At 66.3% G+C, this 3,535-nt stretch carries 2 protein-coding genes; both read left to right on the forward strand.

Features of this window, described 5'->3' with window-relative positions; translation table 11 throughout:
• Positions 1 to 595: 595 nt before the first annotated feature.
• Positions 596 to 2,443, forward strand: coding sequence for a family 43 glycosylhydrolase (locus tag DLJ58_RS29695; RefSeq protein ID WP_425271357.1), 1,848 nt, complete (start codon positions 596 to 598; stop codon positions 2,441 to 2,443).
• Between the two features lie 340 nt (positions 2,444 to 2,783).
• Positions 2,784 to 3,535: endo-1,4-beta-xylanase (locus DLJ58_RS29700; protein WP_148098018.1), on the forward strand; the 752-nt coding region annotated here is incomplete at its 3' end.

Raw genomic sequence — 3,535 nt, forward strand, 5'->3', positions numbered from 1 at the left:
CCCACGTCCCACCCACCCCACCGCACCCGGCGTCGGCGGCAAAGGGCCGACGCCGGGTGCGGTGGGGTGGGTGGGACGTGGGTCGCCGTGGACGCCGGGTGCCCACCCCTGCGCTTATCGCGGCACATCGATGTGATCGCTAACATAGTTCGTCGTTAACATGCCCGCAACCCCCGGGGCACCTCGCCGACCCATCCGCGCGACGACCTGGCCCGAGGTCACCGGGTCCAGTGGCGGCTGTGGTCCGAGACGGACGTCCGCGGGGCTCACGCTCATCGGAGCGTTACCGTGCGTGACAGTCGACGGTGGGCTTCCCTCCGTTGACGCCCGTCCGGTCGCTCAGTACCGTGCATCGTAAATCTTCGATGTCAACGTCGATACCTCAATGCTGCGATGTGGTTACGACGGTCATCCCGCGCCTCACAAAAATCCAGGTCAGATGGGGGAGGGGGCATTCGCTTAGAGCTGTTAGCGCTAACACGGTCGGCGATCGTGCTGCCCGCTGCCTGAACGGCAAAGCCCGTCCGAGCGGCCGCCGGACAGCGGCGGCTCGCCCAGTCAGACATCCGCACGCGCACTCTCTGTGGGAGTAATCGTGAAAGTGAAGGATCGAACCACAACTCGGGCCACCCGCCGGGCCAGGCGCGCCATCGCCTGGCTGGCAAGCATGGCCTGTGTCCTCGCACTGATCCCGGGTGCGGCCAAGGCCGACAACCCCATCGTCCAGAACATCTACACCGCCGACCCGGCGCCGATGGTGCACAACGGCCGGGTCTACCTCTACACCGGACATGACGAGGACGGGTCCACCTATTTCACCATGCGTGAGTGGCGGGTGTACTCATCCGCCGACATGGTGAACTGGACCGATCACGGCTCGCCGATGAATCTGGCGACGTTCGCGTGGGCGGACGCCAACGCGTGGGCCGGGCAGGTCGTTCCGCGTAACGGAAAATTCTACTGGTATGTGCCGGTGCGTCAGCGCTCCAACGGACAGATGGTCATCGGCGTCGGGGTGGCCGACAACCCGACCGGGCCGTTCCGCGACGCGCTCGGTCGACCACTGGTCGGCAACAACGAAATCGACCCGCACGCGTTCATCGACGATGACGGACAGGCGTACCTGTACTGGGGTAACCCGGGTCTGTGGTACGTGAAGTTGAACCCGGACATGATTTCGTTCTCCGGCAGCGCGACGCGCATTCCACTCACGACGGCGGGGTTCGGTACCCGTAACGGTAATGCGAGTCGGCCGACCCTGTATGAGGAGGGCCCGTGGGTGTTCAAGCGCAACGGTTTGTATTACAACGTGTTTGCGGCGGAGTGCTGCTCCGAGTTCATCGCGTACTCCACGGCGACCGGGCCGACGGGGCCGTGGACATATCGGGGAACGATCATGCCGCGGCAGGGCGCTAGCTTCACCAATCACGCGGGTGTGATCGATTTCCAGGGCGGTTCGTATTTCTTCTATCACAACGGGGCGTTGCCCGGTGGCGGTGGTTACACCCGTTCGGTCGCGGTGGAGAAGTTCAGTTACACCAGCAACGGCCTGTTCCCGACGATCACGATGACGAACACCGGTGCCCCCCAGGTGGGCACGCTGAACCCGTACGTGCGCCAGGAGGCCGAAACGATCGCCTGGGGCTCGGGGATCGAGACCGAGGCGTCCAGCGAGGGCGGGATGAACGTCGGTTGGATCGAGAACGGCGACTACGTCAAGGTCAAGGGCGTCGCCTTCGGCGCGGGTGCGACATCGTTCAGCGCCCGGGTCGCGTCGGCCACCAGCGGCGGCCGGATCGAGGTACGCCTCGACAGCGCCAACGGCCCGACAGTGGGCACCTGCACAGTGGGCGGCACCGGCGGCTGGCAGACCTGGAGCACCACCACCTGCGCGGTCAGCGGGGCGACCGGCACACATGATCTCTACCTGCGCTTCGCCGGCGGCAGCGGCAACCTGTTCAACATCAACTGGTGGCAGTTCAGCGGCACCGGCGGCAGCGTCACCAACCTGCTCACCAACGGCGACGTGGAGAACGGCACGACGGGCTGGGGTGTGCACGGCAGCGGCACCCTCGCCAGGAACACCACCGTCACGCACGGCGGCAGCGGATCGCTGTCGATCACCGGCCGGACCGGTGCCTGGAACGGCCCCAGTCAGGACGTGACCGCCAAGCTCACCAACGGCAGGAGCTACACCACAAACGTCTGGGTACGAGCACAGAGCGGCACCCCGTCGGCGAAGGCGACGTTGTCGCTGACCGCGAACGGCACGACGAACTACCTCCAGCTGACCCCGGCGGTGGGGGTGAACGTCAACGGCTGGACCCTGCTCACCGGCACCACGACAGTGTCGTGGAGCGGCACCCTGACCAGCGCCGCGTTCTACGTCGAGACGGCCGAGGGCACCGACAGCCTCCTGGTCGACGACGCCTCGTTCCAGTGACTGTTGCTGCCGGGGCCGTGCTCGGCGCGGCTCCGGCAGCAGGGCGACGTGCCCCACCACTGCGAGGAAGCGACAGGTTTCCCGGGGCGGTTGGTTACGACTTGACGAACGGCATGTTATCGCTCACAGTCGATGGTTGAGGGCAGCCGCACCTGTGGTTCACCGGGCGAACCTGCTGTGGCACCTCGACCCGCGACGTCCGCCCAGGGCATGCCGGACGTCGGGTCAGGACTCCCCGCACCGCTGCCGCGACGGCGACCGTTGCTGACGTCTCCCATGTCGCAGGAGCAGATTCGGGCGTGCGTCTCCATCGCTGCACCACCACAGAGAAGGAATCCGCATGAATCACAGAAGAGCCCTGCGAGCGGCGGTGACCATCGCCGCTGCTGGTGCCCTCGCCGCCGGCATGACGATGACGCTGACCTCCACGGCCAGCGCCGGCACGACCCTCCGGGCCTCGGCGGCCGAGAAGGGCCGTTACTTCGGCGCGGCCGTCGCGACGAACAAGCTCTCCACCAGCGTCTACACGACCATCCTGAACCGTGAGTTCAACAGTGTCGTGGCCGAGAACGAGATGAAGTGGGACGCCACCGAGCCGCAGCAGGGTCGGTTCAGCTACACCGGTGGTGACCGTCTGGTCAGTCACGCGCAGGCCAACGGCATGAGCGTGCGCGGGCACGCGCTGTTGTGGCACCAGCAGGAGCCGGGTTGGGCGCAGGGCATGTCGGGCAGCGCGTTGCGCAGCGCGATGATCAATCACGTCACGCAGGTCGCGACGCACTTCCGGGGCAAGATCTATGCCTGGGACGTGGTGAACGAGGCGTTCGCTGATGGTGGTTCGGGTGGGCGGCGGGACTCGAACCTGCAGCGCACCGGTAACGACTGGATCGAGGCGGCGTTCCGGGCGGCGCGGGCTGCGGATCCGGGTGCGAAGTTGTGTTACAACGACTACAACACCGATGGGGTCAACGCGAAGTCGACGGGGATCTACAACATGGTGCGGGACTTCAAGTCCCGTGGCGTGCCGATCGACTGCGTGGGTTTCCAGTCGCACCTGGGCACCTCGCTGGCCGGTGACTACCAGGCCAACCT

Origin of the sequence: Micromonospora arida (assembly GCF_003857035.1) — a bacterium.
Lineage (GTDB): Bacteria > Actinomycetota > Actinomycetes > Mycobacteriales > Micromonosporaceae > Micromonospora > Micromonospora arida.